Annotated in this window: 17 protein-coding genes and 2 pseudogenes; 3 read left to right on the top strand and 16 right to left on the bottom strand. The window is 72.1% G+C overall.

The window, feature by feature from the left end:
• Nucleotides 1–89 precede the first annotated feature (89 nt).
• Together OG332_RS32760 and OG332_RS32755 are read right to left on the bottom strand one after the other, a co-directional pair.
• On the bottom strand, nucleotides 90–1,316 hold the full coding sequence (locus OG332_RS32760) for an IS110 family transposase (RefSeq protein WP_327419279.1): 1,227 nt from the start codon (nucleotides 1,314–1,316) through the stop codon (nucleotides 90–92).
• Between the two features lie 239 nt (nucleotides 1,317–1,555).
• Nucleotides 1,556–3,676 carry a DNA gyrase/topoisomerase IV subunit B gene (locus tag OG332_RS32755; RefSeq protein WP_327416822.1) on the bottom strand — a complete coding sequence of 707 codons (2,121 nt, stop codon included), beginning with the start codon at nucleotides 3,674–3,676 and terminating at the stop codon, nucleotides 1,556–1,558.
• Between the two features lie 447 nt (nucleotides 3,677–4,123).
• Between OG332_RS32755 and OG332_RS32750 the strand changes: the two genes are divergently transcribed.
• Nucleotides 4,124–4,357: a DUF7455 domain-containing protein gene (locus tag OG332_RS32750; protein ID WP_030016583.1), complete on the top strand. Its 234-nt coding sequence runs from the start codon at nucleotides 4,124–4,126 to the stop codon at nucleotides 4,355–4,357.
• A gap of 136 nt (nucleotides 4,358–4,493) precedes the next feature.
• Here OG332_RS32750 and OG332_RS32745 read toward each other — a convergent pair whose 3' ends face one another.
• From OG332_RS32745 to OG332_RS32715, 7 genes are all read right to left on the bottom strand, one after another.
• Nucleotides 4,494–5,420 (bottom strand): serine protease, encoded by a 927-nt coding sequence (locus tag OG332_RS32745; protein ID WP_327416821.1) that lies wholly within the window; start codon nucleotides 5,418–5,420, stop codon nucleotides 4,494–4,496.
• Between the two features lie 111 nt (nucleotides 5,421–5,531).
• Nucleotides 5,532–7,124 carry an RNA polymerase sigma factor gene (locus OG332_RS32740; protein WP_327416820.1) on the bottom strand — a complete coding sequence of 531 codons (1,593 nt, stop codon included), beginning with the start codon at nucleotides 7,122–7,124 and terminating at the stop codon, nucleotides 5,532–5,534.
• A gap of 374 nt (nucleotides 7,125–7,498) precedes the next feature.
• Complete coding sequence (locus OG332_RS32735; RefSeq protein WP_327416819.1) at nucleotides 7,499–8,440, bottom strand: FadR/GntR family transcriptional regulator; 942 nt, start codon at nucleotides 8,438–8,440, stop codon at nucleotides 7,499–7,501.
• A gap of 137 nt (nucleotides 8,441–8,577) precedes the next feature.
• Nucleotides 8,578–10,347 (bottom strand): ABC transporter ATP-binding protein, encoded by a 1,770-nt coding sequence (locus OG332_RS32730; RefSeq protein ID WP_327416818.1) that lies wholly within the window; start codon nucleotides 10,345–10,347, stop codon nucleotides 8,578–8,580.
• A 188-nt stretch (nucleotides 10,348–10,535) separates the two neighbouring features.
• Complete coding sequence (locus OG332_RS32725; protein WP_327416817.1) at nucleotides 10,536–11,282, bottom strand: NUDIX hydrolase; 747 nt, start codon at nucleotides 11,280–11,282, stop codon at nucleotides 10,536–10,538.
• 117 nt (nucleotides 11,283–11,399) lie between these two features.
• The gene (locus OG332_RS32720; protein ID WP_327416816.1) at nucleotides 11,400–13,388 is read right to left on the bottom strand and encodes a glycogen debranching N-terminal domain-containing protein; all 1,989 of its coding nucleotides are present in this window, start codon (nucleotides 13,386–13,388) and stop codon (nucleotides 11,400–11,402) included.
• A 275-nt stretch (nucleotides 13,389–13,663) separates the two neighbouring features.
• Nucleotides 13,664–14,929: a DUF4192 domain-containing protein gene (locus tag OG332_RS32715; RefSeq protein ID WP_327416815.1), complete on the bottom strand. Its 1,266-nt coding sequence runs from the start codon at nucleotides 14,927–14,929 to the stop codon at nucleotides 13,664–13,666.
• 122 nt (nucleotides 14,930–15,051) lie between these two features.
• Here OG332_RS32715 and OG332_RS32710 point away from each other — a divergent pair, with 122 nt between their 5' ends.
• Both OG332_RS32710 and OG332_RS32705 read left to right on the top strand, forming a co-directional pair.
• Nucleotides 15,052–17,211 carry a RecQ family ATP-dependent DNA helicase gene (locus OG332_RS32710; RefSeq protein WP_327416814.1) on the top strand — a complete coding sequence of 720 codons (2,160 nt, stop codon included), beginning with the start codon at nucleotides 15,052–15,054 and terminating at the stop codon, nucleotides 17,209–17,211.
• Nucleotides 17,212–17,426: 215 nt separating this feature from the next.
• Nucleotides 17,427–18,056 (top strand): hypothetical protein, encoded by a 630-nt coding sequence (locus OG332_RS32705; protein ID WP_327416813.1) that lies wholly within the window; start codon nucleotides 17,427–17,429, stop codon nucleotides 18,054–18,056.
• Nucleotides 18,057–18,382: 326 nt separating this feature from the next.
• Here the strand turns inward: OG332_RS32705 and OG332_RS32700 are convergent, their stop codons facing one another.
• The 7 genes and pseudogenes from OG332_RS32700 to OG332_RS32670 form a co-directional block, all read right to left on the bottom strand.
• Nucleotides 18,383–19,060: a hypothetical protein gene (locus OG332_RS32700; RefSeq protein ID WP_327416812.1), complete on the bottom strand. Its 678-nt coding sequence runs from the start codon at nucleotides 19,058–19,060 to the stop codon at nucleotides 18,383–18,385.
• Between the two features lie 59 nt (nucleotides 19,061–19,119).
• On the bottom strand, nucleotides 19,120–19,830 hold the full coding sequence (locus OG332_RS32695; protein ID WP_327416811.1) for a ribonuclease HII: 711 nt from the start codon (nucleotides 19,828–19,830) through the stop codon (nucleotides 19,120–19,122).
• A 115-nt stretch (nucleotides 19,831–19,945) separates the two neighbouring features.
• On the bottom strand, nucleotides 19,946–20,548 hold the full coding sequence (locus OG332_RS32690) for a TetR/AcrR family transcriptional regulator (protein WP_327416810.1): 603 nt from the start codon (nucleotides 20,546–20,548) through the stop codon (nucleotides 19,946–19,948).
• 313 nt (nucleotides 20,549–20,861) lie between these two features.
• Nucleotides 20,862–20,993, bottom strand: a pseudogene (locus tag OG332_RS32685) (IS4 family transposase); the annotation flags it as partial.
• A gap of 31 nt (nucleotides 20,994–21,024) precedes the next feature.
• Nucleotides 21,025–22,266, bottom strand: coding sequence for an IS256 family transposase (locus OG332_RS32680; RefSeq protein WP_327411484.1), 1,242 nt, complete (start codon nucleotides 22,264–22,266; stop codon nucleotides 21,025–21,027).
• A 120-nt stretch (nucleotides 22,267–22,386) separates the two neighbouring features.
• Nucleotides 22,387–22,764: a transposase gene (locus OG332_RS32675; RefSeq protein ID WP_327416809.1), complete on the bottom strand. Its 378-nt coding sequence runs from the start codon at nucleotides 22,762–22,764 to the stop codon at nucleotides 22,387–22,389.
• A 115-nt stretch (nucleotides 22,765–22,879) separates the two neighbouring features.
• Nucleotides 22,880–23,509, bottom strand: a pseudogene (locus OG332_RS32670) (IS4 family transposase); the annotation flags it as partial.
• Nucleotides 23,510–23,647 lie beyond the last annotated feature (138 nt).

Below are 23,647 nucleotides of genomic sequence, written 5' to 3'. Positions count from 1 at the left end.
CCGCGAAGCCCTTCGGCGCCGTCCGCGTCTGACCCGGTCGGTGCCGGGCGCCGGCTCCGACCGGGTCAGACACCCCATGTCGTTTGGTGTCAAGCGGCATGGGGGTGGGTGTGGTGGGACCAAGCGGTCGCTTCGTCGTAGCGGGTGCGGGTTTTGAGGCAGCCGTGGAGGATGCCGACGAGCCGGTTCCCGAGCTGGCGGAGGGCGGGGTTGTAGCCGGCCTCACGGGCGCGTTGCTTGTCGTAGTAGCCGCGGGCGCCGGGTGAGGACCGCAGAGCGGAGAACGCCTGGGTCTGAAGCGCGTCGGCGAGCCGGTTGTTGCGGACGTAGCGGGCCTGGACGGTGTGGCTCTTGCCGGAGGCCCTGGTGATGGGGCTCGTGCCGGCGTAGTTCTTGCGGGCCTTCGCGGACGTGTATCGGGTGGGGTCGTCTCCGAACTCGGCGAGCACCCGGGCGCCGACGATCTCACCGATGCCGGGCATCGAGAGGTAGATCTCAGCGTCCGGGTGCGCCAGAAAATGTGCCCTCACCTGCTCTTCCATCACGGCGATCTGCTCGTTCAACGCGATGATCAGACGGGCGTGAGCGGTGGCGGCGGCCGCGTAGGCGGCGGTGACCGGCTCGGGCAGGCCGAGCTGCCGCTCACGCAGCGCGCTCTGGACGGTGGCCGCTTTCGCGTCCCGGTTGTGGCGGCGGTGGCGGGTCAGGACGGCGGTGATCTGGGTGCGGGTCAGCTTCGCCGCCGTGGCCGGGGTGGGTGCCTTGATCAGCAGTTCCAGCGCGTCGGTGCTGGTCAGGGTCAGGTCCGAGTAGGCGTTCAGGGCGGCGGGGAAGTACTCGCGCAGTGTGGTGCGCAGCCGCTGGAAGGTGCGGGTGCGTTCCCAGATGAGGGTCTGGTGGGCGCGGGCGACGACCTTGACGGCCTGGGCCGCCTCGCTGTCGCCGGCCACCGGCCGCAGCTGGGCCCGGTCGATGCGGACCATGTCGGCGAGCGCGTGCGCGTCGCCCTTGTCGCTCTTGGCTCCGGAGGAGCCATACCGTTCCTTGAAGCGGTTGACCTGCCGGGGGTTGACCGCGAACACCTGGTAGCCGGAGGCGATCAGGGCCTGCACCCACGAGCCGCGGTCGGTCTCGATTGCGACCACGACGCCGGCCGGGTCCAGGTCCTCACCGCCGTGGCGGGCGACGAGTTCGTGCAGTTTCGCGATGCCCGCCACTCCTTCGGGCAGGTTCGCGGCGGCCAGTTTCCGGCCGGTCTCGTCCTGGACCTCGACATCATGGTGGTCCTCGGCCCAGTCATCACCGATCAGCAGCAACAGACCCTCCCCGGTCACGTACTTCACCCAGCGGTGCAGCCTGCGGAAGGCACGGCACGCGGCCTAATGGATCCAGTGCTCACGCCCCGTGGGGCGGGCACGCCACCCCATCAGCGGTCTGGCCTCCCGGCCGACCAGCAAGGGCACGGTCTGACCTCAGAGCTCGAAGGCTCCGGCGTCGAAAGTGCTCACCAGCTGGCGGCTACGGAACCGAGCATTCCCCGGTTCCGTAGCTCCCATTAGGCGTCGATGCGCGAGCGGTCCAGGGTCGCCGCGGAGCTCGTGATGAACTCCTTGCGCGGCGCCACCTCATTGCCCATGAGCAGGTCGAAGACCTGCTCGGCCGAGTCCAGGTCGCCGATGTTGATCCGGCGCAGGGTGCGGAAGCGGGGGTCCATGGTGGTCTCCGCCAGCTGGTCCGCGTCCATCTCGCCGAGGCCCTTGTAGCGCTGGATCGAGTCCTTGTACCGGATGTTCTTGCGCTGGTACTCCAAAAGGGTCTGGCGCAGCTCGCCGTCCGAATACGTGTAGACGTACTTGTCCTGGCCCTTCTTCGGCTGGATCAGCTCGACCCGGTGCAGCGGCGGCACGGCCGCGAAGACCCGGCCGGCCTCGACCATCGGCCGCATGTACCGCTGGAAGAGCGTGAGCAGCAGGCACCGGATGTGCGCGCCGTCCACGTCGGCGTCGACGAGCAGCACGATCTTGCCGTAGCGGGCGGCGTCGATGTCGAAGGTCCGGCCCGAGCCGGCTCCTATGACCTGGATGATCGCCCCGCACTCGGCGTTCTTGAGCATGTCCGAGATCGAGGACTTCTGGACGTTGAGGATCTTGCCGCGGATGGGCAAGAGCGCCTGGAACTCCGAATTCCGGGCGAGCTTCGCCGTACCGAGGGCCGAGTCGCCCTCGACGATGAAGAGCTCGCTGCGGTCCACGTCGTCACTGCGGCAGTCGGCCAGCTTGGCGGGGAGCGAGGAGGTCTCCAGCGCGGTCTTGCGACGCTGCGCCTCCTTGTGCTGACGGGCCGCGATCCGGGTCCGGGCGGCCGCGACGATCTTCTCCATCACGGCGCGGGCCTGCTGCTTGTCGTCGCGCTTGGTGGAGGTCAGGAAGGCCTTGAGCTCCTTGGCGACCACGGCGGCGACGATCCGGGTGGCCGCCGAGGTGCCGAGCACCTCCTTGGTCTGGCCCTCGAACTGCGGCTCCGCGAGGCGGACGGTCACGACGGCCGTCATGCCCTCCATCGCATCGTCCTTGACCACGTCGTCCTCGGCCACGCGCAGCAGCTTGGCCGAGCGCAGCACCTCGTTCACGGTCTTGGCGACCGAGCGCTCGAAGCCGGAGACGTGGGTGCCGCCCTTGGGGGTGGCGATGATGTTCACGAAGGACTTGACGTTGGTCTCGTAGCCCGTGCCCCAGCGCAGGGCGATGTCCACGCCGAGCTCACGCGTGACCTCGGTGGGCGTCATGTGGCCGCGGTCGTCGAGGACCGGGACGGTCTCCTTGAAGGTGCCCGTGCCGTTCAGGCGCAGCACGTCGCAGACGGCCTTGTCCTGGGCGAGGTACTCGCAGAATTCGCTGATGCCGCCGTCGAAGCGGAACGTCTCCTCGGTCTTGCCGGCGCCGTCGATGCCGCGCTCGTCGCGGACGACCAGCGTCAGGCCCGGGACGAGGAAGGCGGTCTGGCGGGCGCGCTGGTAAAGCGTCTCCAGATTGAGCCGGGCGTCCTTGAGGAAGATCTGGCGGTCGGCCCAGTAGCGGACCCGGGTGCCGGTCTTGCCCTTGGCGATCCGCTTGACCTTGCGCAGGCCGTTGGCGGGATCGAAGGGGCTGTCGGGGCCCTGCTCGATGAACATGCCGGGGACGCCGCGGCGGAAGCTGATGGCGTGGGTGGAGCTGCCCCGGTCGACCTCGACGTCCAGCCGGGCGGAGAGGGCGTTGACCACGGAGGCGCCGACGCCGTGCAGGCCGCCGGAGGCCGCGTACGAGCCCCCGCCGAACTTGCCGCCGGCGTGCAGCTTGGTCATGACGACCTCGACGCCGGACAGGCCGGTCTTGGGCTCGACGTCCACGGGGATGCCGCGGCCGTTGTCCCGGACCTCGACGGAGGCGTCCTCGTGGAGGATCACCTCGATGTGGTCGCAGTAGCCGCCCAGGGCCTCGTCGACGGAATTGTCGATGATCTCCCAGAGGCAGTGCATCAGGCCCCGGCTGTCGGTCGAGCCGATATACATGCCGGGGCGCTTGCGGACGGCCTCCAGCCCTTCGAGGACGAGCAGGTGCCGCGCGGTGTAGTTGGAACCGTCCCGGTCTGCTCCGGACAGCAGCGCGCTGGAAGGCACGGACGTGTCGGCGGTCACGCAGTTCGCTCCTCGCTGAATTTCTTTTCTGGCCCGGTCGGGCGCAGGGGTGGCTCGGCTGCCGGTCGAAGGGTACCGAGGCCAGGTAGAGCCGATGCAACGCCACCCTCGTGCGTTCCTCACCCTAGTCCAGATCCGCACGGATGTTCGATCCCCCGGGCGGGTGAAGGAAACATCACGTTCCCTTCCGCGCATGAACCATTTAGGGTTCGGGCACGTCCTCATGAACAACCTGGCACTCACGCCGGGGAGGATGGAACTGCAACAAGCGCACGACTGACAACGCGAAACCGTAAAGCAACGCAATACGGCTCCTTCGCCGCCAACCGGCAACAGCCGGCCAGCTTCGGAAGGAAGTTTCGAGGAAAAGCCGCGAGCGGGAACGTTTTCGGCCTGGTTGGATGTTGACCCTGGTACGACAGCTCGTCGAGCTAGAGAAGAGGCGACGTGACTACTGTTCTGACACCCGCGACCCCGCTGACGGCCGCTGACCGATGCGACCGTTGCGGCGCCCAGGCATATCTGCGCGTCGTCCTGCTGAGCGGCGGTGAACTGCTCTTCTGCGCCCACCACGGTCGCAAGTTCGAGCCGGAACTCAAGAAGATCGCCGCGGAAATACAGGATGAGACCGAGCGGCTTACGTCCGCTCCGGCTGCCAATGCCGAACCCGAGGACCGCTGACACAGGCCTACACCTCGCATCCGACGAGCCAGGACCGGCGATGCCGGTCGACGGGCGGCACCCCTGAGACCCAGGGGTGCCGCCCGTCCTCACATCCACGGCCGCCCGCGCTCGGGGGCGGGCGGCCGTACGGTCCCTAGCGCCTGCGATGCCCCTGTGCGGCCCCTGCACCCGGTACGGAGCGCCTGCGAGCCTCCCACGCACCATCCTGGACCCCGGCGGGCTGCGCGGCCGTCTCCGGGGCCGTCACGAAGCCGGCCAACGGGGCGATGCGCGTGTACACCCCCGGGCTGTCCGCGCGCCCACAGCCGCGGCCCCACGAGACCAGCCCGATGAGCCGCCCCTGCGCCACCAGCGGTCCGCCGCTGTCACCCTGACAGGCGTCCTTGCCGCCCCCGCCGTCCCCCGCGCACACCATGGACTCGGCGCGGTACTGCCCGTCGGCGTCCCCCGGGTACGCCCGCCCGCACACCTCGTCCTCCAGCACCGTCACCCGCGCGGCCCGGAGCGCGTACGCGTAGTCCCCGAAGCCGCTCGTGTCGCCCCAGCCGTAGACGGCCGCCTCGGTCCCCGCCCCGTAGGCGGGATGCCCCGCCTCCGCCACGGGCAGGACGTGGTGGGCCGGCACGGCCTCGGCCAGGTCCAGGACGGCGAGGTCCCCCGCGTTGCTCTGCGGGTCGTAGGCCGGGTTCACCCGCGCCCCGCGCACAGGGATCTCCCGGCCGTCGCTCGCCTGAAGCTCCGTACGCCCGACGATCACCCGGAAATCGGGCACCGATTCGACCGGGCCGCCCAGCACCTGGCTGCCCAGGCAGTGCGCCGCGGTCAGCACCCGGGTCGGGGCGACGACGACTCCCCCGCAGAACTGCCCGCCCCGCGTACCTCCGAACCGGTCACGGCTGGCCAGGGCCACGACCCAGGGGCTGTCGGCCACCTTGACCGGCTTGCCGCCGATCACCACGCTGTCCGCGGCCGCCTGCGGCATCTGGGCGAGCGGCGCCGCGGCCGCTCCCGCCGCCAGGGTCAGCGCGCCCGCCAGAGCACGGGCAAAGGGACGACGCATGAGGCCTCCTGACTCCGAGTGTGCATGACTCCACCCAGAGTGGGATGCCCGGTGGCCGAGCGCACCCGCGCGGCCACCGTCGCTGCCGTCCGCCGCCGTGACCGTGCCCGGTCAGTCCAGGTAGTCGCGGAGTACCTGGGAGCGGGACGGGTGCCGCAGCTTCGACATCGTCTTCGACTCGATCTGGCGGATCCGCTCGCGCGTGACCCCGTAGACCTTGCCGATCTCGTCGAGGGTCTTGGGCTGGCCGTCCGTGAGGCCGAAGCGCATCGAGACCACGCCGGCCTCGCGCTCGCTCAGGGTGTCGAGCACCGAGTGCAGCTGCTCCTGCAGGAGCGTGAAGCTCACGGCGTCGGCCGGGACCACGGCCTCGGAGTCCTCGATCAGGTCACCGAACTCGCTGTCGCCGTCCTCGCCGAGCGGCGTGTGCAGGGAGATCGGCTCGCGGCCGTACTTCTGGACCTCGATGACCTTCTCGGGGGTCATGTCGAGTTCCTTGGCCAGCTCCTCCGGGGTGGGCTCGCGGCCCAGGTCCTGGAGCATCTGGCGCTGCACGCGGGCGAGCTTGTTGATGACCTCGACCATGTGCACCGGGATGCGGATGGTGCGGGCCTGGTCGGCCATGGCGCGCGTGATCGCCTGCCGGATCCACCACGTGGCATAGGTCGAGAACTTGTAGCCCTTGGTGTAGTCGAACTTCTCGACCGCGCGGATGAGACCCAGGTTGCCCTCCTGGATCAGGTCCAGGAAGAGCATGCCGCGGCCGGTGTAGCGCTTCGCGAGCGAGACCACGAGGCGGAGGTTGGCCTCGAGCAGGTGGTTCTTGGCGCGGCGGCCGTCCTCGGCGATGATCTCCAGCTCGCGCTTGAGCTTGGGCGCCAGCTTGTCGGAGTTCGCCAGCTTGTCCTCGGCGAACAGCCCGGCCTCGATGCGCTTGGCGAGCTCCACCTCCTGCTCGGCGTTGAGGAGGGGGACCTTGCCGATCTGCTTGAGGTAGTCCTTGACCGGGTCGGCGGTGGCGCCGGCGACCACGACCTGCTGGGCGGGGGCGTCGTCCTCGTCGTCGGAGATGACGAAGCCCTTGTTCTCGCCGCCCTCCTCCTCTTCGTCGGCCTCGGCCTTGGCGGCGTCGGGGCCCTCGTCGGAGGTCTCGTCCTCGCCGGCCTCGTCGGCGTCCTTCTTGGCGGCGGTCTTCTTCGCCGCCGTCTTCTTGGCGGCGGTCTTCTTGGCGGGCGCGGCCTTCTTGGCGGCGGTCTTCTTCGCCGCCGTCTTCTTGGCGGCCGGCTCGGTTCCGGGCTCCTCCGCGACAGCGTCCGCGGTCTCCGGGTCCGCCGTTTCGGCTGCCGGGGCCTCGGCGGGCGCGGTGGCTGCGGGCTGCGCTGCCGTCGTCCTGGCCGCCGTCTTCCTGACGGGCTCGGTGGCCGTCCGCTTGGCCGGGCTCTTCGCTGCGACGCTCTTGCGGGTGGTGCGCTTGGGCGACTCCGCGGCACTGACCATCAGCGTCACACCCTCTTCCTCGAGGATCTGGTTGAGGCTGCGCAGAACATTCTTCCACTGGGTCGCAGGAATCTGGTCAGCCTCGAAGGCCCGACGCACGTCATCGCCGGCGATCTGCCCCTCGGCCTTGCCCCGCTCGATGAGCGCCATCACAGACTCGGAATCGGCGATCTCCGGCGGGAGCGTACGGGATGTGCTGGCCGACACGAACAACCTCTCGGAACGATGGGAACGGCTTCCGACGCCGGGCCTGGTGGTGCTGGACCGGAGCCGACGACCACCGACCGGGGTTGGGCCGGCGGCGCGGGCAGGGGCCGGGGAGCTGCACAGCACCCCCAAGGGCTGCTGTCTTCCCTCCGTCGGCCATCACCTCTTAGGTCATCGCGTGACCTCGCAGAGTGTTACGCCCAATCTTCGTGGCCCGAGTCACACCCCGTAGGCACGGACGCCGGTCAGGCGGTCCTACCGGCGGTCCGGAGCTGGTCGGACACCCGTGACAGAGGGCCCCACGCCGGTGTCGCCGGACCCGACCGGGCCCGGCGACACGTCCTGCGAACCCCCGCTCCCCCGCGCGTCCGCCCTCAGTGCTCGCGCGGGGCGGGGACCACGCGCTCTACCTCCGGATGAACCGTCAGGAGCTGACGCATGGCGTTCTCGGCGCCGGTCGCGTCACCCGCGGCGAGGGCCTCGACCATCCGTGCGTGATGGGCCACGCAGGTCTCGCTCGGCCGGTCGCACGCGGTGATCGGGCTGCCGGAGACCTGGAGGGCGGCGGAGACGATGCCGGAGAGGTGCTCCAGCATGCGGTTGCCGGCGACCTGGATGAGGAGTGCGTGGAACTCGTTGTCCGCGCGCGCGAAGGTGATCGAGTCGCCCTGCCCGAGGGCGTGGCCCATGATCTCGACCATGTCGGCGAGGCGCTGCTGGATGTCCGGGCGGCCGTGGCCGGCCGCGAGGCGGGCGGCGAGCGGTTCGATGGTCCAGCGGAGCTCGCCCAGCTCGCGGCGCTGGTCGTCGCGCTGGGGTCCGAAGGCGCGCCACTCGATGATGTCGGGATCGAGCAGGTTCCAGTCGGCGACCGGGCGGACCCGGGTGCCGACGTTGGGGCGGGCGCTGACGAGGCCCTTGGCCTCCAGCACCCGCAGCGATTCGCGGACGACCGTACGGGAGACCTCGAAGCGCTGGCCGATCTCCTCGGGGACCAGGGGGCGGTCCGCTCCGAGGTCGCCGGAAACGATCATCTGGCCGAGCTGCTGGACGAGTTGGCCGTGCAGTCCGCGGCCGCGGCTGCCTGCCGCGCGGCGGCCGACCCGGCTCAACTCGACGTCGGCGCCGTCCCAGTGGGGCGCTCCGACGCGGTCGGACCCGGGGGTCTCCGCGTAGGGGTAGCGGTCGAGTTCGCCCGGGCCGGCGAGGCCGGAGTCGGCGTGGCGGGCGGCGGTCATCATGGCGTGCGCAAGGGTACTCACGAATCCTTTGTCGGCCGCGCCTCCATGAGCCTTGAGGTCTTTGGTGAAAAGCACACGAAAGGGTGATCGGTGCCACCTACGCAATTGACGACTTATCGTAAAGAACCGGGCCTTTTGCGGGGAGTTGTTGTCTGCTTGACGCGACACGGACGGCAACGGTCCCGTCCGTGACTTCTCCGGCACCGTAACGATCACCAACGGACCCTGCTGCGCAGTCCGGTGAACCCATAGGCGCACAACAGGACCATCAGCGACAACACCAGTGCGGTCCCGACGGGTTGGGCCATCACCCGTAGGGCCCCCGCGAGCAGGCGGTCCGCCTCCGGCGGCCACTGCACCCAGGTCAGGCCCCGCAGCCGGGGGCCGAGCCCGGTCACCGGGTACGCGGACGGACCCTCCAGGGCCTTGCGCACCAGCGGCACCACCATCACCGGTACGGCGAGCACCGCGGCCAGCCCGGCGGTGGCCGACCGGAAGACGCCGGAGGCCAGTACGCCGGCCCAGGCACAGCCGATCAGCAGCCCGGCCCAACTCACCGCCGGGGACAGCCACTCCACAGGGGTGCGCAGCGGGCCGCTGTCGAATACGAGTGCGAGGGCGGCGGCGTCGGCCGCCACGGCGAGGGCGCCCAGCAGCAGGGCGAGGGCGGCGCAGACGCCGAGCTTGGCGGTGAGCAGCCCCATCCGGCGGGGCACGGTGCCGCGGTCGGCGGCGAGCGCGGGGTAGCGGTACTCCTCGCCGAAGGCCAGCGCGCCGAGCAGGCCCGCCCCCAGGGCGGCGGGCGGCAGCGGCAGCAACTCGGGCCAGGCGGCGAGCAGCCGGTTCTGCGGTGTCTGACCGGCCCGGGCCAGGACCAGAGCGGTGACGACGGAGACGGCGACGACGAGGGCGGCGGTGAGGACGGGCGTGGCGGTGCCGAAGACCCGCAGCAGCTCGTAGCGCAGCGGCCGCAGCGGCCCGCCCACGCGGCGCACGGCCGAGGTCGGCCGCCGGGGGCGGCGACCGGAGTCCTCGGCACGCGCTTCTGCGGGCTCCGGAGGGCTTGCTGCACTGGAGGCGCGGGCGTGCGGGACCGGCGCCGTCGGCGAACCGGCGTCACCCGTCTCGTCGGCGAGCTGGTGGACCAGTACGCCGTGCCGGAACGCCGCCTCGCCGACCTCGGCGCAGTTGCTGCCGTACACCGACAGACGGCTGCCACTCTCCTCGACGATCTCCACCGAGCGCTGGGCGGCCCGGGCCTCCCGGCCCAGCAGGTCGGCCAGCCGTGCGGCGTGCGGGGTTCGCACGGCGACCCGCGGCCGCAGCCGGGTGCGGGCGAAATCGGCTGCGTCCTGGTCGGCGACGAGCCGGCCCGCCTCGATGCTGACGACCCGGTCGGCGCTGCGCGCGGCTTCCTTCGCGTCGTCTGTCGTGAAGAGCACGGCCCCGCCGAGGGAGGCGTGACCGCGCAGCAGCCCGTGCAGCCAGCCGCGCTCGCGGGGGGAGAGTCCGGCGCCGGGCTCGTCCAGGAGCAGGGTGCACGGATCGGCGAGCAATGCCGAGGCCAGTGCGACCCGGCGCTCCATGCCGAGCGAGAGCGAACCGAGCCGCTGGTCCCGAAGGCCGGCGATGCCGACGACCTCCATCATGGTGTCGGCCCGGGACGTCGGCACCCCGGCGGCGGCGCAGAGCATCCGCAGCTGGTTGCGGACGGTCCGAGAGGGGTTGCCGGGGACGTCCCCGAGCACCACGCCGACCTCACGGCCGGGGTACGGGAGCCGGTGCAGCGGGCGGCCGCGGAAGTAGGTGACGCCGCGGCCCGGTTCGAGTTCGAGCATGAGCCGCAGCGCGGTCGTCTTGCCCGATCCCGGCTCGCCGAGCAGGGCGGTCACGTGCCCCGGGCGGGCCTCGAAGGTGAGGTCGTCCACGAGGGGCGGGGCGTCGGTTCGGTGTTTGCTGGTGAGTCCGATGGCCTGGAGCATCGCTTCTCTCGCGGGGGGTGAGACCGCTCTGCGGCAGGGTGAGTACCGCAAGCAAGATAGCGTGATATGTCCGATTTTCTGCGCAACCGGTCCGATGGGATGCCGATATTGCCGTCAGGGTCGGTGCGCCCGCCGGGCCCGGTCCCCGCGCCGCCGGCCGCACCCCGGCCGGCCCATGCCGCGCGGCGTCAGACTTCCGGGCGCAGCATCGGCGGGTTGAGCAGGGTGGCCCCGCCCGCGCGGAACAGCTGGGCCGGGCGCCCGCCCTGACGGGTCGTCGTTCCTCCGGCCGGCACCAGGAATCCGGGGGTCCCGGTGACCTTGCGGTGGAAGTTGCGCGGGTCGAGGGCCACGCCCCAGACAGCCTCGTAGACCCGGCGCAGCTCACCGACGGTGAACTCGGGCGGGCAGAAGGCGGTGGCCAGCGAGGAGTACTCGATTTTCGAGCGGGCCCGCTCCACACCGTCGGCGAGGATCCGGGCGTGGTCGAAGGCGAGCGCGGTCGCGGCCTCGTCGGGGGCGGCCAGCAGCTCGTCGACGGGGGCCCAGCGCGCGCTGTTGGCGTCGCCTCCGGCCCGCGGCGCCGGCAGGTCCGGAGCCAGCACCAGGTGCGCCACACTGACGACACGCATCCGCGGATCCCGCTTCGGATCGCCGTAGGTGGCCAGCTGTTCGAGGTGTGCCCCGTTGCCCGCGCCGGGCAGGGCGGGATCGTGGGCGCACAGGCCGGTCTCCTCGGAGAGCTCCCGCGCGGCGGCACCGGCCAGGTCCTCGTCCCCGCGGACGAATCCGCCGGGCAGCGCCCAGCGCCCCTGGAACGGCTGCTCACCCCGTCGGACGACCAGCGCGCACAGCGCGTGGCGCCGCACGGTGAGCACGACCAGGTCGACGGTGACGGCGAAGGGCGGAAAGGCCGACGGGTCGTAGGGCGACATGCCGCGATCATAGTCGTCTGCCTGACGATAAACAGCTCTTTGGTGACCTTGAAGACACTGTTCCGGAGCCGGGAGGCCGCCGACCCGACAGACAGCCCGGTACGACCGGCCACGGCATTAGCCGCCCAGTTGGAGTGCATCGGCGGCCTCCTCCACCATGCCGAGGCCGAGGCGGCTGACCCTGACGGCGAAGGGCTCCCCCGACACCCGCAGGCCCGCGAGCCGCAGCGCGCCGAGGGGGGCGCCGGCGAGCGGGGCGAGGGCGACCGTGCCCGAGGGGGCGTCGGGGCGGATCCCGGCGAGGGCGGTCAGTACGTGGACCCCGGCCGCCGCGGCCACGGCGGCCGGGCGGCAGGCCGCCGGGTGCGGGACGGGGGCGCTGCCGGCGGTGCGCTGCTCGGCCGCGAACATCTCCGGCAGCCGGTACCCGAAGGCCTCGGCCGCGTCCAGCAGGCCCCTCAGCAGGCCCGCGGCCTCCTTCTCGAAGCCCGCCTGGGCCAGGCCCGCCACCGCCACGGCACTCTCGTACGCCCGGACCGCGCCCGAGCGGTGGCCGAACGGGTTGTGCCCCTGCTCCCTGGTGGCCATGCTCCGCAGCCCCCATCCGGAATCCATGGCGGGGGCTCCGAGCAGCCGCGCCAGCTGCTCCGACCGCGCGCGGTCCAGGAGCCCGGGGGCCGTGCGTCCGCCACCGATCAGTCCGGTGTCGAGCAGGTGGGCGGCGGCACCCGTCAGCCTGGGAAGCGGCCGCCCGTCGGGATGCAGGGCCGAAGCGGGCCGCCCGCCGTCCGGACCGTCGATCCAGAACCCGGCCCGGAACCGCTCCCGCAGTGCGGCGGCCCGCTCCCGCCACTCCTCGGCGCCGGGCCGCCCGCATCCGGCGAGGAGGTCCGCGCCGAGCACGGCGGCCCGGTGGGCGTGGGCCTGGGTCTCGCAGCGCCGCGGACCCGGGTCGGGATCGGCCAGCAGGCCGTCCTCCCCCAGCGCGCCGCGCAGCCAGTCGAGGCACCGCTCGGCGGCCGGGAGCAGCCGGGCCACCTCCTCTTCCGGCATGCCCCAGAGCCGGGCTTCGGCGAGCACTGCGGGGAAGGCCAGGGTCGCCTCCGTGCCGGTGCACCCCGGCGGCAACTGCGGGCCCGCTCCGCGCAGCGGCCCCGGGATCTTCCCGGCGTCGGACCCGCACCCGTCGGTCTGGGTCCGGGCCAGGATGCGCAGGGTGGCCGCGGCGAGACCGGTCCCGAGGGGCAGCGCCATCCGCGCGGCCCACAACGATTCGGCCGGGGCCAGACCCAGCCTCCAGGGCGCCCCTGCCGCCACGAAGGCGTCGCCCGGTACCTCGGGATCCCTCAGGAGCAGCGCGCCCAGGTCCTCGACGCTGCTGCGGAACCACGCCTCGACCCTCGGATCGTCCCCTTCGGCCCGGGCGTCGGCCAGTGGGTTCGCCACCTGCCCCGCGGAGGCCCGCACGACCCGGTCCTGGCTGGTCCGCAGCTCGATGGTGCGGGATTCGCCGGGGCCGAGTTCGAGCTGCCAGCGCAGCAGCCCCGCCGAGGCCAGCGCGTCGTCCGGCGGCGGCTCGGCGGCGGTGACCGTCTGCACCTCGCCCGTGCTCCAGCGCAACCCGGCGGCGTGCACCCCGGCGGGCAGCTCCGGCCCGGCCCGGCCGGCCGCCACGGCCGCCAGCTCCGCCAGATCGGTCCCGAGGAGGACCTCCACGGGCAGGCGCAGCGGCCGGGCCGAGAAGCTGCGCAGGGTGATCCGCTCGGTGCCGTCCGCGTGCCTGACCCGTTCCACACCGATGTCCGGGTCGGGGCCGGGCTCGGCACCGGTGCGCACGGTCGCGGTGAAGGCGGCCCTGTCGGAGCCGAGGCTGCGTCCTTGGACGGCGACCGGGTCCCGGCCGCCGACGCGCAGCACGCAACGGGAGAGCAGCCTGCGACCTGCCCGGTAGATCCCGTCGATCCCCCGCCCGGTCAGCTGGCCGTGCTCCGGCGAGATGACCAGACAGGGCGCGGCGACGCAGATGACGGCGCCGTGCACGGGCGGCAGTTCGGACCTGCGGGCGGCGGGCACGCCGGATGGGCGGGGAGGTGCGGGGTGAGACATGTGTCGCCTTGTCTGCGCTCCGGTCGGTTCAGCTGGGCGGCGGCGTGGCCGGGCCCCCACCACCCCACATCTGAACGCCCCCGCCCCCGCCCGGGTCACGGTCTCCCGCCCCGCCCGGGCAGCGAGTGCCGGTCCCGTCCGGATCGCGAGCCCCGGCCGTGCGCGGGTCACGGGCCCCGGCCGCAGAGGCCCGGGGCGGAGGCTGCGCCTCAACGTCCGGACCAGGGCGCTCCGGAGCAGCCGTACCGGTCCACGGCGCCAGGGCCGGCGCGCCTTCACTGCTCGCTTCCCGCGGTGCGGCGGGACCCGCGGCGGGGCGCCGTCCGGCCCCGCCGCCCGGGAGGACGAGTACCGGCCGAGGAGCGCCCCCGCCTGGGCTCGCGGCGGCGGCGCTCCTCCCGCAGGCACTCCCGCAGCCCCTCGGGGTCGATCCCCTCGTTGCACGCGTGGTGGAGCAGCTGGGCGAAGCGGTACTCGGCGTCCGCCCGCAGGGCCAGTCCGAAGGCGATCCGGGCGGTCGGCTCGTCCCCGGTGGACCAGGAAACCCAGCCTGCGAGGGTGAGCGGGGCCGCGGCGTGCTCGCCGTAGGCCCCGACGCAGCGCCGGGCGAGGGCCCGCCACAGCCGCAGGGCCGGGGCAGCCTCCTCGTCTTCCATCCACTCCGCCGCGATGTCCCGGATCTCACGGTCCTGGAGGCCCAGGATCAGCGAGGCGGCCTCGTCGTGACCCAGCAGGGCGTCGTCCCAGTCGTCTGCGTGGGAACCGCCCTCGACCGGCGGGGCCAGGGTCATGCGCCGCATCAGGGCCTGCGCGAGCGAGATGGTCTCGGCCCCGACCTCCTCCCGGGTGGCCCCGTCGAGGATCCTCGGCATCAGGGCCGCGGCCGCCCGGTCCAGGGCCCGTTCCGCCTCGTCGGCCACGGCCCCGCGCAGCGGTGCGAGCCTGCCCTCGATCTCCTTGAGGGAGCCCCGTACCTGGAGCCCGGCGAAGGTGGCGGTCGCCGCCATCACCGACGTGCCGACCGCGGCCAGCCGGGTGCCCTCGGCCGGGCAGCACCGCTCGTCGGGGCAGACGTAGGACCAGAATCGGCCCTCGGAGAGGCACAGGGCCTCCAGGACCGGGACGTCCAGCGCACCGCAGGCAAGCCGGATCCGCTGGGCGAGCGGCCGCAGCCGGGTCATCACCCGCTGGCCGCTCTCCTCCCCCCGCGGCTCCTGGCAGAGGTACACGACGATGCCGTCCGGCTTGCCGCCACGGCGTTCGCTGCCCCGGATCAGGCAGTCGGCGACCTGCCGGGCGGTGTCCTCCCATTCGGCGGGCGCGGTGGGGATGCCGACCCGGAGCCGGCCGCCGAAGCGCCCGCCCTCGCCGTGCACGGCGACCAGGACGAGGGAGTCGCTCGGGTGGAAGCCGAGCATGTAGGGCAGCGCGTCGGCCAGTTCGGCCGGGCTGCGCAGGGTGATCTGGGGGCCGGTGGCGGCTCCGGCCGGGCTGATGGAGGGCCGGTCGGACGGGCTGCGTGATTCGTGGTTGTTCGTCATGGCACGAAGGTCCCGTGCGTGATCCGATCCGGAAAGCCCTGTGGATAACTGTTGACGCTTCAATGTCCACAGGCTCAGAGCAGCATTGGCGCGATGTCACAGGCATCGGGTTGCATGGGGGCATGAACGCAGACCTGAGGTCCTCGGCCGACTCCGTACTAGCCCGTCTCGTGGGCGACCCCACGGGCACCGCCCGGCTGCGCGAGGACCAGTGGCGTGCGATCGAGGCCCTCGTCGCGCACAAGCGGCGCGCGCTGGTGGTCCAGCGCACGGGCTGGGGCAAGTCCGCGGTGTACTTCGTCGCCACCTCGCTGCTGCGGGCGAGCGGCGCCGGCCCCACCGTGATCGTCTCCCCGCTCCTCGCGCTGATGCGCAATCAGGTCGAAGCCGCGGCCCGGGCCGGCATCCGCGCCCGCACCATCAATTCCGCCAACCCCGAGGAATGGGAGGGCATCCAAGCCGAGGTCGCCGCCGGAGAGGTCGACGTCCTGCTGGTGAGCCCGGAGCGGTTGAACAACCCTGACTTCCGCGACCAGGTCCTCCCCAAGCTCTCCGCCGCAACGGGTCTGCTCGTCGTGGACGAGGCGCACTGCATCTCCGACTGGGGGCACGACTTCCGCCCCGACTACCGCCGGCTGCGCACCATGCTGGCCGACCTGCCGCCCGGCGTCCCGGTGCTCGCCACGACCGCCACGGCCAACGCCCGCGTGACCGCCGACGTCGCCGAACAGCTGGGCACCGGAGCCGGCACGGACGCCCTGGTGCTGCGCGGCCCGCTGGACCGCGAGAGCCTGAGCCTGGCCGTGCTGACCCTGCCCGACGCCGCGCACCGGCTGGCCTGGCTCGCCGACCGCCTCGGCGATCTGCCCGGCTCCGGGATCATCTACACGCTGACCGTGGCCGCGGCCGAGGAGGTCACCGCGTACCTGCGCCACCGCGGGCACACGGTCGCCTCGTACACCGGCAAGACGGAGAACGCCGACCGCCAGCAGGCCGAGGACGACCTCCAGGCGAACCGGGTCAAGGCGCTGGTGGCCACCTCCGCCCTCGGCATGGGCTTCGACAAGCCGGACCTGGGCTTCGTGGTGCACCTCGGCTCGCCCTCCTCCCCCATCGCCTACTACCAGCAGGTCGGCCGCGCCGGCCGTGGCGTGGAGCACGCGGAGGTGCTGCTGCTCCCCGGCCGCGAGGACGAGGCGATCTGGCAGTACTTCGCTTCCGTGGCCTTCCCCCCGGAGGAGCAGGTGCGCCGCACGCTCGACGTCCTGGCCCAGGCCGGCCGGCCGCTGTCGCTGCCCGCCCTGGAACCTCTGGTGGACCTGCGTCGCACCCGGCTCGAGACCATGCTCAAGGTCCTCGACGTCGACGGCGCCGTGCACCGGGTCAAGGGCGGCTGGACCTCGACGGGCGAGCCGTGGGCCTACGACGCCGAGCGCTACGCCTGGGTTGCCCGGCAGCGGACCGCCGAGCAGCAGGCCATGCGCGACTACGCGGCGGCCACCGAGTGCCGGATGGAGTTCCTGCGCCGCCAGCTCGACGACGAGGAGGCCGCGCCCTGCGGCCGCTGCGACAACTGCGCCGGCGCCCGGTTCACCGCCGAGGTCTCCACCACCGCCCTGGACACCGCCCGCGGCGAGCTCGGCCGCCCGGGCGTGGAGCTGGAGCCGCGCAAGATGTGGCCGACCGGGCTCGCGGCGGTCGGCGTCGACCTCAAGGGCCGCATCACCGCCGGGGAGCAGGCCTCGACGGGCCGGGCGCTGGGCAGGCTGTCCGACATCGGCTGGGGCAACCGGCTGCGCCCCATGCTCGCCCCGCAGGCTCCGGACCAGCCGATTCCCGACGACGTCGCCCAGGCCGTGGTCGCGGTGCTCGCCGACTGGGCCCGGGGGCCCGGCGGCTGGGCCTCGGGAGCGCCGGACGCCCCGGCCCGGCCGGTGGGCGTGGTCGCCCTGCCCTCGCGCAGCCGTCCTCGGCTGGTCGGTTCGCTGGCCGCGCGGATCGCGGAGGTCGGCCGGATGCCCCTGCTCGGCACGGTCGCCTACACCGATCAGGCTCCGGAGTTCGGAGCTCCGGCCTCGAACAGCGCCCAACGGGTGCGAGTGCTCCACCAGGCCCTGACCGTGCCCCCGGAGTTGGCCGAGGCGCTGGCGCAGGCGGCGGGTCCGGTGCTCCTCGTCGACGACCGCTCGGAGAGCGGGTGGACCCTCGCGGTGGCCGCCCGGCTGCTTCGGCGGGCGGGCGCGAAGGAGGTGTTCCCACTGGTGCTGGCGCTCCAGGGGTAGCCGAATGCGTCATCCTCGGCGTGGCGGGGCAAGGATATGAACGGCATACCGGCGAATTCCGGTCGGCGGCGTCAATTGCTCGTTGCCGCATGCTCAGGAGCCACGCGAGAATTGGAGTGCTCCCGCCCGGCTCCTCGGCACCCTCCTGGGCCGCGCTGCGGCGCGCCCTGACTCCAGCCGTGCCCGTCCGCGGGCGTGTACCCGAAGGGAGGACCGTGACCTTCGGATTCGCGCCGCCTTCGACCACGTCCCTGGCAACAACCAACGTCGCCGCCAGCCGGCACGGCAGGCTGCTGGAACCGGCCGAATGGACGGCGGCGGGCATTCCCCTCCTCCGCAATCCCCGGGAGGTCGTCAGCGGACTGCACTCGCGCCACAGCCCGGTGCCATCGACCGCGGTGATCGCCGTCCTCGGTCCGGAGGAGCGGCTCGTGGCGAGCGCCTCGTTCGTGCAGCGGTCGGCCTCGGCGGACGGCTGGGAGTACCGCAACGCCCTGCTGTCCCGGCTGCGCCGGGTCCTCCCGCACGACCTGCGGCGACGGACCCCTGTGCGTACGGCGGTCCTGCTCTACTGCCGCGAGGGCGACGAGCGGTGGACCGAGGAGGACGGGGCGTGGATGTGGGGGCTGAGGGACGCCTGCACCCTGCACGGGCTGCGCTGCGGCGCGTACATCACACTGACCCGCGGCGGCTGGCAGGTGCTGGGTGAGGGCCGTGGCGGCCGTCAGCCCAGTTCGGACTCGCGGCCCCAGCGCCTCGGCGACACCGTGGCCGAGTTCGCTCCACTCGCCCTGCACACCGGCGGTGGCGCGGTCGAGGCCCTGCGCCGGACCGCCGCGCGCTGACCTTCGTACGGCCGGCCTGGCCGCACGGGTTCGACCGGGCGGACGTACGCACGACGGGTGACGGCGACGGGCAAACGACGTAGCGGCCTACCGGCCCACGCGGACCGGACGTGCGCGGGCAGGCCTCACGGCCGTACACCCGGAACCGGGCGTACGGCGGATCAGGCCTCGGACTGCAGCCCGAACTTCGGCTCGGGCCTCACACCGGATGCGGCTCGGGCCTCACACCGGATGCGGCTCGGGCTTCGACCCGGACCTCGGCCCGGGCTTCAGCGGGGCCGGCTCGAAGCCCGCCCCGCCCCTCGCCCGTGCCGGGGTACAGGGCGTCAGACGCCCGCACCCAGCACGGAGTTGATCTGCTGCGTGTCACCGCACACGATCAGCAGCGCACCGGCCCGGGTGAGCGCGACCGGCAGGGCGCCGGCAACGCTCTCGACCGCTCCGCCGTTGACCGCGAAGACCACGACCGGACGGCCCGCGGCGCGCTGGACCTGCGCCGCGTCCGCGTAGAAGACGTCGTCCCCGGCGTCGTGCAGGGCCCAGTACGCGGCCTCGCCGAAGGACAGCTCGTGCGCGGCCCACGGGTGCGGGTCGCCGGTGGTGAGCACCAGGATGTCGCCGGGCGCGCGCCCGGTGTCGAGCAGCAGGTCGACGGCTTCTTCGGCGGCGTCCAGCGCACCCTCGACGGAAGCCGGGATCAGCTGGATCTGCGGCACCGCCGCGGAGACGGACGGTGCGGTGGGAGCAGCGGCGGGCGCTGCGGGAACGGGTCCGGAGGCGGCTTGCGGCGCGCGCTGCGCGGGCGCTGCGGGCCGGGGGGCACCACCCGTGCGGCTTGCCGCTACGGGGGAGGGACCAGGGCGTCCGGGCCGCGGTACGGCGGCGGGACGCGGACCAGGTACAGGGCGGGGGGTCTGCGCGGTGCGGCTCGCGGCCGGCGTGACGCGGGGACCCTGGGCACTCTCGTGAATCTGAGGCTCCTCGATGGCGGGGGTGAGAGGCATGAGTTGATGTCTATCAAACACCGGTACGAAACGTACCGGCCGGTGGCACATGGGTGCGATCAGAAATCGAAGCCGAGTTGGCCTCCGTTTTCCAGCTCCACCGATTCCTCGCTGCGACGCACCTTCTTCAGGTGGCGCCACCGGGGCAGCCCGTCGAGGTAGGACCACGAGAGCCGGTGGTAGGGGGTGGGCCCCAGTTCCTCCAGCGCCGCCCGGTGCACGGGCGAGGGGTATCCGGCGTTGGCGGCGAAGGCGAAGTCCTCGATTCCGCCGCCCTGTTCGCCCAGTTCGGCCATCATCCGGTCGCGCGTGACCTTCGCGATGACCGAGGCTGCGGCAACGGCGATGCAGGACTGGTCGCCCTTGATCACCGTTCGGACCCGCCAGGGTTCGCCGAGGTAGTCGTGCTTGCCGTCGAGGATCACCGCGTCGGGCCGTACCGGCAGGGCCACCAGGGCGCGCTCCGCCGCCAGCCTCAGGGCGGCCGTCATGCCGAGCTCGTCGATCTCCTCGGGCGAGGCGTGCCCGAGGGCGTACGCGGTGACCCAGCCCTCCAGGACGTCGAGCAGGGCATCGCGTCGCTTGGCGGTGAGCAGTTTGGAGTCGGTGAGCCCGGCGGGCGGCCGGCGCAGGCCGGTGATCGCCGCGCACACGGTGACGGGACCGGCCCAGGCCCCTCGTCCGACTTCGTCGACCCCGGCGATGACCTTGGCGCCGGTGGTTGCACGGAGGGAGCGTTCGACGGTGTGGGTGGGTGCTTCGTACGGCATGGCGCCAGCAAGGTTACGCCGCCCCGGGCCGACTGCACACCCCCGCCCGGGTCCGACCCCCGCCCGATCCGGCTCGGATCCCGCTCCGAACGCCCCCGGCCACGCCCGCCGCGTCTCACGCCCTGAGCAGCGGCACCATCACCTCGTCGATCAGCTCCACGATCTCCGCGTCCCCCCATTCGCTACCGCACACCTTGGCGCGGTACATCAGCATCGCCGGAATGACATCCACGACAAACGGACCAGTCGCGTCCGGCCGTACGTCACCCCGCCCGATTCCCCGCAGGACAAGCTCCCTGATCAGCCGCTGGGCCGGCTCGTGCAGGCCCGACCAGATGACCCCGTGGAACCGGTCGACACGCCTGTGATCGCATTCGTGAAGAACCGACCGCAGCGCCTGTCCGGCGCGGGAGTGCATGACGTCCCGCGTGCGCACGCACAGCAGGCGGAGGTCCTCACGGATCGATCCGCCGTCGGGAATCTCTCCTATCTGCGGCAGGCCGGTCCGCAGCGCATCGGCCACGAGGTCCGCCTTCGACGGCCAGCGCCGGTAGAGCGAGGCCTTGCCGGTGTGCGCGCCGGCCGCGACGCCCTCCATGGTGAGCGCGTTCCAGCCGACCGTGCTCAGCCGCTCCAACGCGGCGTCCAGAATCGCCCGTTCGAGTTCGGGGCCCCGCCTGCGCCCCGGCGACGCCACCGACCAGCGTGAACCCGCCATCTCTCCACCTCCCGACCGGCCCCCGTGCCCGACGTACGCATTTTCAGCCTTAGCCTCAATACCAGTGATTTAAGGGTCCGGGGTGCCTGGGGTCTTCGGTGGGTTGGTCGGGGCCGTTTTGTGGTGTGGGGCGATGGCCACGGCTCGGGCTGGGTCGAGTGTCGGCTGTGGCCAGAGCCGGTGTGCGGTGCGCTTGACGCCGAAGTTGGACATCTTGCGTTTGACGACGCGGGCGTTCGACCGCTGTCGTCGCGGTGGCAGGAGGTGACGGGCTATCTCTCGTATCCCGTCGGTGAGGGCTGTGGCCAGGCGGTCAGGGGGAAAAGGCCGCCTGCGCGGTGACCTGGCGTCGGGCGAGGCGGAGGGTGCGGGTGAAGGAAAGCCGGTCGGTATCGGTGTCGGTGTCCCGGGCGGCGGTGTGCATGAGCTGGCGGATCGCGTGATGGAGGTCATGTCCCCCTTCGTGGTGTAGCCGATCACTCGGTGGGCGCGTTGGTGGCGTTGGGTGGTGCGGGGGCGCTTTTAGGGAGCTCGGTGGGGTAGATCTCGTCCATGCTTCCCTCGGGCAGGTAGCGGCGGGGGAAGGCGATCCATTCGTCGTGCAGTTCGAAGAGCACGGCTGTGACCAGTCGCAGGAGGGCGTCGTCGTTGGGGAAGACCTGGACGACGTCGGTGCGGCGCTTGATCTCGCGGTTGATCCGTTCGAGCGGGTTGGTGGACTGGATCTTCTTCCAGTGCCGTTCCGGGAAGGCCGCGAAGGCGGTCAGGTCGTCCTTGGCGTCCAGGAGCATCTGTTTGACCTTGGGGAACTGCTTGCCGAGCATCTCGGCGACGGTGTCGAGCTGGGTGCGGACCGCGTCCTGGGTGGGCTGGGCGAAGACTGTGCGGATGGTTGCGGCGACCATCTCGGTCGCCTCCTTCGGAATCACCGCGAAGACATTTCGCAGGAAATGAACACGGCATCTCTGCCACGCGGCGCCGAGCATGACCTTGCGGATCGCCTTGACCAGGCCGGAATGGCTGTCGGACAGGACCAGGCGGACCCCGGTCAGGCCGCGTTCGCGCAGGGAGCGCAGGAACTCGGCCCAGAACGCCTCGGTCTCGCTGTCGCCGACCATGACGCCCAGGACCTCGCGGCCGCCGTCCTCGGTGATCCCGGTGGCGACGACCACGGCGCGAGAGACGATCTGGTGGTTCACGCGTGCCTTGCAGTAGGTGGCGTCCAGGTACATGTAGGGGAAGCGGGTGTGGTCCAGCGGCCGGGTGCGGAAGGCGGTCAGCGGCTCGTCCAGGTCCGCGCAGATCCGGGAGACCTCGCTCTTGGAGATCCCGGTGTCCGCGCCCAGGGCCTTGACCAAGTCGTCCACCGACCGGGTGGACACGCCATGGACGTAGGCCTCCACGATGACCGCGTACAGGGCCTGGTCGATCCGGCGCCGGCGCTCCAGCAGGCTGGGGAAGAAGCTTCCGGCGCGCAGTTTGGGGATGGCCAGCTCCAGGTCGCCGGCCTGGGTGGTGAGCGTCTTCTCGCGGTGCCCGTTGCGCAAGGCGGTACGGGCCTCGGTGTGCTCGTTCCAGCCGGCACCGATGTGGGCAGCGGCCTCGGCCTCGATCAGCTCCTGCAGCATCCGCTCGGCGATGCCGCGGACGAGTTCGAGTCCGTCTGCCGAGCGTAGTGACTCCAGCAGGCGTAATAGGTCAGACTGGGACAGGGCCACCTCGCACCTCCGTTGTTGAACTGGCCGTTCAATACGGAGAGTTGCATGGTGGCCCACCTCATGCGCAGAGAGCGCGAGCCCTCCGCGGGTGTGCGCCCGGCGAGCAAGCCCGCGCACACCTCACCCTTGATCGGCTACACCACGTGGCGGGACGCCATCGTGATGGACGAGGAGGTGGGCCCAGACCTCCTGTTCGACGCCGTCGGGCGATCGGGAGCGCAGGACCTGGGCGGGGCCGCGTTGGTGGGTCTTCAGCTCGTCCAGTGTGGTCTCGATCTCCCATCGCTCGTTGTAGAGGGCCGCCAACTCCGCCGCGGGTGCGGCTTCGTGGTCGAGGATGGTGGTGATCAGCCGGTACGGGGCGTCGTGCTGCGGGCGTCCGGGGTCGTCCAGGGTGTACTCGATGACCCGCACCACGGTGGGATCGGTGCGTTTGCGGTGGTCCTTGGCCGCCACGATGTCGGAGAGGTAGGACCCGTCGGGGAGCTCGCGCCGCACGGGCAGGACGGCGTTGGACTTGATGCGCCAGAGCAGGTCCGCACCGCTCGGCCGATGCCGCTCGCCACTGCTCCAGCCCGGCGAAGCCCCGGTCGGCCATCAGCAGGTCATCCGGTCCAAGGGCGTCGAACAGCTCCCGCGCGATCACGGACTCCGCGGTGGTGAACGGCCCCAGAGCCGCGCGGGTGATGGCGTGCGTGCCGCACTCCGCCAGCGCCACCACCCGCACCTGCGGGAACGCGGTCCGCTCGCCCCGGTGGGTGGCGGGACGACCGAACCGGGCGTCGTTCTCCTCACTGTCCGGCACGTCGAACGTGGTCCCGTCGACCGCCATCAGACGCCAACACCCGTACCACGCACCGGGAGTGGACTCGGTCGCCACAGGCCCGGCGGACTGCTCGAAGAGAGCCTTGAGCGGCTCGGGCCCGAGCCTGGCCCGGGCCCGGGAAACCGCACCGGGCGTAGGCACCTGCCACGAACCCGACCAGTGCTTGGCCCAGGCCAGACCCTGAGTGAGCAGCCGTGCGACCTCTTCGTAGCCCTGACCGGAGAACAAGCACATCGCCAGCACGAAGTAGACGACCACCCGTGGAGGCAGCAGCCGGTTGCGCTGCCCGGCCTTCCCGGATTCCTCCACGACCCGGTCCACCAGCTCCGGCGGGAACGTCCGCGTCAGCAGTCCGATCGCGATCCGATCCGACAACCGCTCGTCCGTCTCCGGCTTGACCTGTCCAGGGCGTGGCATCCAGACACCTCCTGGCCAACACCCTACCAGCCGAGATCCTTAAGTCACTGGTATTGGCCTTAGCCTCGATCCACCGACTGGCCTGTGTACTGTGGACAGAGAACCGAAGAGAGGTGCCTGCTGACCTGCGATGATGGG

The organism is Streptomyces sp. NBC_01233, assembly GCF_035989305.1.
Classification (GTDB): domain Bacteria; phylum Actinomycetota; class Actinomycetes; order Streptomycetales; family Streptomycetaceae; genus Streptomyces.
The sequence above is the reverse complement of the archived record's forward strand: the minus strand, read 5'-3'. Positions and strand labels throughout refer to the sequence as shown.